The sequence below is a fragment of the Microcystis sp. LE19-84.1B genome, assembly GCF_027531875.1.
Classification (GTDB): Bacteria; Cyanobacteriota; Cyanobacteriia; order Cyanobacteriales; family Microcystaceae; genus Microcystis; species Microcystis panniformis.
In genome coordinates this window covers 21017-27016 of the sequence record NZ_JAPZSR010000429.1, presented here as the reverse complement: position 1 = coordinate 27016, position 6000 = coordinate 21017, and the positions used below count along the sequence as shown (strand labels likewise).

Below are 6000 nucleotides of genomic sequence, written 5' to 3'. Positions count from 1 at the left end.
AGAAAAGTCATGAGCAAGCTAGAGGTTTAAAGACTGATTGGGTTCCAATTATTTTTATTCATAAATATTTTACACAATTCATACCAGGTAAGCAAGAGGGCTACGCCACTACTACCGAATCATTACCCTGCTCCTAAATCTGCCGATATATTTTTTAGACGAAGATTTTTTATCTTGAGCAAATCCTCATAATCCTTCATCGAAATAATAGCCACACAATTGTGGTCATGCTCCCGGACAAGAATCGGTTCTTGTTGGGCCCTGTCCATAATGTAAGCAAAATCTTCCTTTACTTGTGAAACTGAAACTTGTCCTATGGTATTTTCTTTGAGAAATAACTGTGTTTATTCTAACATACCCAATTGTGCGATCACCGTAGTGGATTGTTCCTCCTAAATGATGTAAGTGCAATCGCCTATCTTGTAGGGTGCGTTAGTGATAGCGTAACGCACCAATTTTCTTAAGATGGTGCTTTACGGCGCAATCATAATTTAATTATTAACAAATTTCCTTTAAATACGCGCAAACACGCACCCTACAGGCTGATTTAAGAGAAGTAGAATCCTTTATTTAGTCAATAGTTAACATATAATTGAGTTAAGATATTCTCATTCAACGATTTTCCCTATGGCACAAGCTCAGGAACCGAACGATAAAAATTATGAAGTGGAGCGTCAATTGAGGAGTCTTAATCGGCGCCTGGAGCGTCTGGAAGATACCCAAGTGACAGGAAGAGAGCTAAACCGGAGTTTTGATCGAGTCTATGAGGAAATTGATCATCTTGAAGATAAAGTTGATCGGCTTCAATCGAATTTTGAAGAGTTTCGTGATGAGATTAACCAAAAATTAGATACGATTTTACAACATATTACGGGCATTAATTAAATTGCGATCGCCCGATTGACAGGGATCATCAATAAAGTCTTATCCTAGGTTGGGTTTCACTATCGTTCAACCCAAGACTTTTAAATAATTGAGTTGGGTTTCTACAGATTACTAATTTGCTAAGAGAATAGAATTTACAGGTAACGATTCAGATTCCAAATGAGTTAAATCAACAACTTGACTTGCTCTATCAATGTCAATTCCGACTAATTTTCCTTCTTTGTCAAAATCCAAGACAATATCAGGAGCAATTTCTTGAGAATCGGTACTCGTTTTATCTGATAGACTAATGTACAGGGAATCAGTTTCAGGATAATAATTAAATTTCATTTTTTTACTCCTTAAAATTACGATCTGGGAAAGCGTTATGAGCGGACATCGCTTCCCTTCAAGAGTTTGGCCTTGAGGGGAATTAAATAATTCTCCCCTTCTACCTGTACCCCATATCCTGCATAATAAAAGACTCCTACGCCACCCTTACGGAATTATCGGCTAAAATCATCGATTGCACCTCGTTTTCTGGTGCTAAAATACTATTGTTCTTTCATAGTTTATCCTTCCTTCATATTAATGTTTATAGTTCTATTAACACCCGAATTTTAGCGAATTGGACATCAACTTTCGGCTTAAGAATAATTTCAACATCTTTATCAAAAGCGTTGAGAATATGAAACAAATCTTCAAGAGAAAATTGACTCAGTTTTCCCTTGATTAATTGAGATGCTTCTAGTTTTGATATTCCTAAAGTTTCTGCTGTTTCAGCTTCCGTGAAGTTCCGTTCATTGATTATATCAATAATCCGAGATAGAATTTGAGCGCGGACTAAAGTTTGTTCGGCTTCTGGGTCGCCAAGATCAGCGAAAATATTACTATTACTTTTTTCAAAATCACTCATTTTGTTATTCTCCTTGATTTTTTAACCATTCTTGATCACTTATTTCAGCCAGTTTTATTTGAAATGGCTCCGTATTTTTCCAACGATAGGTATTAAAATCTCGATAATCAACGGAAAGAATTTGACCTGAACCTAATTCTTCTGCTAAAATAACCAAAGATGCGTCGGCTAAATCCATTGGTAAATCTCTATATTTTTGCATCAGTTCTTCAGTGTGTTGGCAGTGCTTAGTTTTAGGGAAAAAATCTATAAATTTCTCTTCTGTGTAAGAATCGACTAAAGATCAGTTCATCGTTAATAATTGCAACACCAATGGGATAATCTCCTATTTTGATACGATAAAAACCCTGATAACCTTTAAGCTTTTTGAGGTTTTTTACATCATCCAGTGTTTGAGCTAATTTGCATTCATTGACAACAATTTTTATCTCAGATAATAGTTTTTGATCTTTAATTTTTCTTAAGTCTTTGGAGAATTTGGCTACAAATTGAATTTTCATTCAGCTTCTCCATTGAGAATAGCAAAAACTTCTTCTTCTGGAACAAATTCACCATTTAATCCTTCCGTAATAGCATTAGCTAAACCAATATCTTCTAGGGCTTCGATAACAATTTCATAAAATAGTTCCCGTTTGTTTTGCATCATTTCAATGAGGATTTCGGTTAGGATTTCTTTGGTTTTTTCTTCGGTAATAATTGATGACATTACGGTTAGTCCTTTATTTAAAGTTGGCTGGTGCGTTACATTAATATTAACACACCTTACGAGATCGGTGATCGCACTTAGATTAGGATTTATTTCGATACATGACCTGGATACTTACACTAGAGTTTGCTACGGCTTGGGGAGTGACTAAGATTTCTATATTCTGACCTAATGCTACTAGAAAGCTAAACATCTGCTCAAGAGAAAATTTTTGCAATCTGCCATTTTTTAAGTTAGAAATTTTAGCCTCGTCAATTCCCAAAATTTGACTGACCTCCTGCTGGCTTAATCCTTTTTCAGTAATCAGATCATAAATCACTGAAGCCAGCTTGACTTTAGCGAGTTTTTCTTCAGCATTAGCAAAGCCTAAGTCTTCAAAAATGTTTCCTGAACTAATAGTATATTCTGTCATAATCATTTATCCCCTTTTAGAGTTTAGCGCTGAAGCACAACAACAAACCTTGCAATAAAACCGGGTTCGTTGTCGATGTTCTAGCTTAATTTTCGCCAATCTTATTGTAGTCTTATTGTAGGTTGGGTTGAACGATAGTGAAACCCAACACTTTTAAATAATTGGGTTGGGTTTCGTTCCTCAACCCAACCTACAGATTACCAAAAATTGTTGATAAGTAACAATTTTAGTTATTCCAAATTGTTGCAAAATTAATAAATCTTGATCGCCTGTAATTAAAAAGTCAGCTTGACTATCTTTGGCTAAGGCTAAAAGGTAGTTATCTTTAGCGTCTCTACAGATATTAATTTTTGATTTAGTCTCAATACATAACCCAATTATGCTTAAAAGTTCAAGTAACTCTTGAACTTTACTTTCGGGAAAATGCTTTTGTAATTTTGGTCTTTTGGTAACAAGGTTAATTTCATTAAGTAGCTGGGGATAAAAAATCGGCACAAGAGTTTTTTCAATCAGTAGATATTTTAAACTAGCTAACTGTTTACCAATAAGAAAGCTAATCCAAAGGTTAGTATCAATAATAACTTTAATCGGTGGCTTGTTGTCCATAAATTTCAGCCCTAACTTCCTCCACTTCTTCGGTAATTGTCTCTAGGGAAAGCTCATCAGTTTTAAAGGTTTCTAAAAGTTGGGTTAATTTGTGATTTAAAGTTTCTTTTTCCAGTTCTTTACTGAGTTGTATTTTGTCACTTTCTGGGAGTTGTTTAACCAAATCTAAAATCTGGTCAAAGTTTAAGGTTAGTTGGTAAGTTTTTTGGTTCATTTTCTCAAATTATTGTTTATTGATAAAGCGAGGTGTCAGGTATCGAGTTCTGTGAAAAGCTGATGTTTTCGTGAGCAAAACCCCTAAAATTAGACTTGATAAAAGACCTGAGATCGTTATATTCTACAGGTTAAAAGCTTTTGCACGAGAGAGCCACGCCCCACGCACCAATTATATCATTCATTCTGCCTGAATATCAAACACAGGAACTCGAAGTCTGTTCCAGATTACATTTGTTCTTGAAAAAGATTTTGAAATGGCTCCGTATTTTTCCAACGATAGGTATTAAAATCTCGATAATCAACGGAAAGAATTTGACCTGAACCTAATTCTTCTGCTAAAATAACCAAAGATGCGTCGGCTAAATCCATTGGCAAATCTCTATATTTTTGCATCAGTTCTTCAATGGGTTGGCAGTGCTTAGTTTTTAGGTTGAATACCTGTATTTTTCCTGTGGAGATTTTATGGATAAAGGTTTTTGGGACATCTATTCCTACTCGTTTTTGTAGTAAGTAGCAAGTTTCAGTAACAACGCACCAGGTTGTAATAAATTGTTGATTGATGAATTTTTGGAATTGTTTTTTTGCTAATGGGTGAAGTAAGTCGTTTTTATTAGCAAGAGCCAGCCAGAAACCAGTATCAACAATGATCATATTTTTGCTTAAGTTCACTTGTTAAATAGGTTTTATAGTTTTGCGAAAGGTCTGGTTCAGCTTCTATACAACCGATAAAGTCAGACCAATCTTCTGTTCCCTGCTCTTTCATTTCCTGTTGCTTGAGAGAATATCGTTTTTTTAGAATATCTACAAGTTCAAGAATAGTCTGTTGTGCGTCGAGGGGAAGGGACGCAATATCTTCTTGAATTGTTTCTAGGTTTATCATTGTCATTATCTCTTTATGGTTTATTGTATCAATTTTAAGATAAAAATCAAGTTCTGTGAAAAGCTGATGTTTCCGTGGGCAAAACCCCTAAAATTAGACTTGGCAAAAGACCTGAGATTGTTATATTGTAAAGCTTACAAGCTTTTGCACGAAAGAGCCACGCCCCACGCACCAATTATATCATTTATCAAACAGGAACTAGAAACCTGTTACTAGGGAGAGATTGCTACGGGGGGATATTCGGTAGCAGTTAAATAATCATAATAAAAACCACAGAGGACACAGTAGCGGCTCTTGTCGGGTGCGTTAGTGATAGAGTAACACACCAATTTTCTTAAGATGGTGCGTTACGGCGCGGTAATAGTTTAATTATTAACAAATCTCCTTTAAGTACGCGCAAACACGCACCCTACAAGCTACTAACAAGGCTCATTTTGACTCGTTGATTAAGGGCAGTGGCAATTTTTTGTAGCATTATTAGGGGATTGTCTTGATAGTCAGCGTCTTCTAGATCTTCAATAACGGATTGCTCAACATGGATTAGGTCGGCTAGTTGTTGTTGAGTTAATCCAGCATTCATACGAGCGTCATAAATCAATTGTGCGATTTCTGAGTTGAGGGATTCTAGGGCAATTTGTTCTTTGATTGTGGGATCGTCTGCAATCATTTGGTGAATGATTTTTACTGCATCTGTGGTTTTAGGCATTGTTTATTTCTCCTTGATAAGTATGAAGTTCTGGATTTTGTTTAAATTGTGCTTTTCTTTGGATAATTCTCTCGATGTCTTGTGAGGGAACGGCGGCAGTTTTTTTGATAAGAGCATGACCAATAATTGCTATATTTTGACCATGATAAAAATAGAGGATTCGATATTGTATGGTTCCCTGTTTGGCTCTAAGCTCCCAGATATCATTTCTGAGATAATCAGCAGCAGGGCGGCGCAGTTCATGACCTTGTGCGGCAAGTTGTTCGATTTTGGTTATACATTTGGCAAATCCTTTTTTATCAGTTTTGAGTAATTTCTGAAGCCACTCAACAACAGGTGAGATGCCTTCTGCTTCTTGATAAAAGATGATTTTTGTCTTTGGCACGTTTCTTTTTAAATAGTATGCGATGAAAAATCAATAAATGCAATCAGGTGATGGTGATGGGTATCGAATTGCTGGATAGCTCATAACCTCGTTGAAAAGAATTATGCGATCGCCCCTTGTTTATCTCCTAAATTAAACTTAGAAATTCCGCGATAATAGACATCAACATCGTTAAGTATCGAGTTCCCCAAAAGCTGATGTTTCCGGGAGCAAAACCCCTAAAATTAGACTTGATAAAAGACCTGAGATTGTTATATTCTACAGGTGAAAAGCTTTTGCACGAAAGAACCACACCCCACGCACCAATTA

Annotated in this window: 13 protein-coding genes and 1 pseudogene; 1 reads left to right on the top strand and 13 read right to left on the bottom strand. The window is 35.9% G+C overall.

The genetic code is table 11. The annotated features are described in order from the left end of the window. Positions 1–122: 122 nt before the first annotated feature. A complete protein-coding gene (locus tag O9324_RS24360; RefSeq protein ID WP_287630582.1) occupies positions 123–317 on the bottom strand; it encodes a type II toxin-antitoxin system Phd/YefM family antitoxin in 195 nt (64 codons plus the stop codon). A gap of 310 nt (positions 318–627) precedes the next feature. On the opposite strand from O9324_RS24360, the gene O9324_RS24355 reads away from it, so the two are divergent. Beyond that, positions 628–885, top strand: a complete 258-nt coding sequence (locus O9324_RS24355; protein ID WP_002762931.1) for a hypothetical protein — start codon at positions 628–630, stop codon at positions 883–885. A gap of 111 nt (positions 886–996) precedes the next feature. Here O9324_RS24355 and O9324_RS24350 read toward each other — a convergent pair whose 3' ends face one another. The 12 genes and pseudogenes from O9324_RS24350 to O9324_RS24295 all read right to left on the bottom strand — a co-directional run bounded on the left by O9324_RS24350 (position 997) and on the right by O9324_RS24295 (position 5691). Further along, on the bottom strand, positions 997–1215 hold the full coding sequence (locus tag O9324_RS24350; protein ID WP_288141546.1) for a DUF2283 domain-containing protein: 219 nt from the start codon (positions 1213–1215) through the stop codon (positions 997–999). Positions 1216–1459: 244 nt separating this feature from the next. Next, positions 1460–1780, bottom strand: a complete 321-nt coding sequence (locus tag O9324_RS24345) for a helix-turn-helix domain-containing protein (RefSeq protein ID WP_288141545.1) — start codon at positions 1778–1780, stop codon at positions 1460–1462. 4 nt (positions 1781–1784) lie between these two features. After that, a pseudogene (locus tag O9324_RS24340) lies at positions 1785–2000 on the bottom strand (PIN domain-containing protein); the annotation flags it as partial. Between the two features lie 13 nt (positions 2001–2013). Next, a complete protein-coding gene (locus tag O9324_RS24335; protein ID WP_288141544.1) occupies positions 2014–2280 on the bottom strand; it encodes a type II toxin-antitoxin system RelE family toxin in 267 nt (88 codons plus the stop codon). After that, positions 2277–2486 (bottom strand): hypothetical protein, encoded by a 210-nt coding sequence (locus O9324_RS24330; RefSeq protein WP_002771197.1) that lies wholly within the window; start codon positions 2484–2486, stop codon positions 2277–2279. The genes O9324_RS24335 and O9324_RS24330 overlap by 4 nt, the downstream gene beginning before the upstream one ends. Before the next feature lie 82 nt (positions 2487–2568). Continuing rightward, positions 2569–2898 carry a helix-turn-helix domain-containing protein gene (locus O9324_RS24325; RefSeq protein WP_002763909.1) on the bottom strand — a complete coding sequence of 110 codons (330 nt, stop codon included), beginning with the start codon at positions 2896–2898 and terminating at the stop codon, positions 2569–2571. Between the two features lie 180 nt (positions 2899–3078). After that, on the bottom strand, positions 3079–3504 hold the full coding sequence (locus O9324_RS24320; RefSeq protein ID WP_288141543.1) for a putative toxin-antitoxin system toxin component, PIN family: 426 nt from the start codon (positions 3502–3504) through the stop codon (positions 3079–3081). Further along, complete coding sequence (vap15, locus tag O9324_RS24315; RefSeq protein WP_002771194.1) at positions 3482–3718, bottom strand: type II toxin-antitoxin system VapB15 family antitoxin; 237 nt, start codon at positions 3716–3718, stop codon at positions 3482–3484. The genes O9324_RS24320 and vap15 overlap by 23 nt, the downstream gene beginning before the upstream one ends. A gap of 227 nt (positions 3719–3945) precedes the next feature. Beyond that, on the bottom strand, positions 3946–4371 hold the full coding sequence (locus tag O9324_RS24310) for a type II toxin-antitoxin system VapC family toxin (protein WP_185240069.1): 426 nt from the start codon (positions 4369–4371) through the stop codon (positions 3946–3948). Continuing rightward, positions 4358–4600, bottom strand: coding sequence for a hypothetical protein (locus tag O9324_RS24305; RefSeq protein WP_002800404.1), 243 nt, complete (start codon positions 4598–4600; stop codon positions 4358–4360). Before O9324_RS24305 ends, O9324_RS24310 begins: the two co-directional genes overlap by 14 nt. A 409-nt stretch (positions 4601–5009) precedes the next feature. Further along, positions 5010–5306, bottom strand: a complete 297-nt coding sequence (locus O9324_RS24300) for a helix-turn-helix domain-containing protein (protein WP_002731911.1) — start codon at positions 5304–5306, stop codon at positions 5010–5012. After that, complete coding sequence (locus tag O9324_RS24295) at positions 5299–5691, bottom strand: type II toxin-antitoxin system RelE/ParE family toxin (RefSeq protein WP_288141542.1); 393 nt, start codon at positions 5689–5691, stop codon at positions 5299–5301. The genes O9324_RS24300 and O9324_RS24295 overlap by 8 nt, the downstream gene beginning before the upstream one ends. Positions 5692–6000 lie beyond the last annotated feature (309 nt).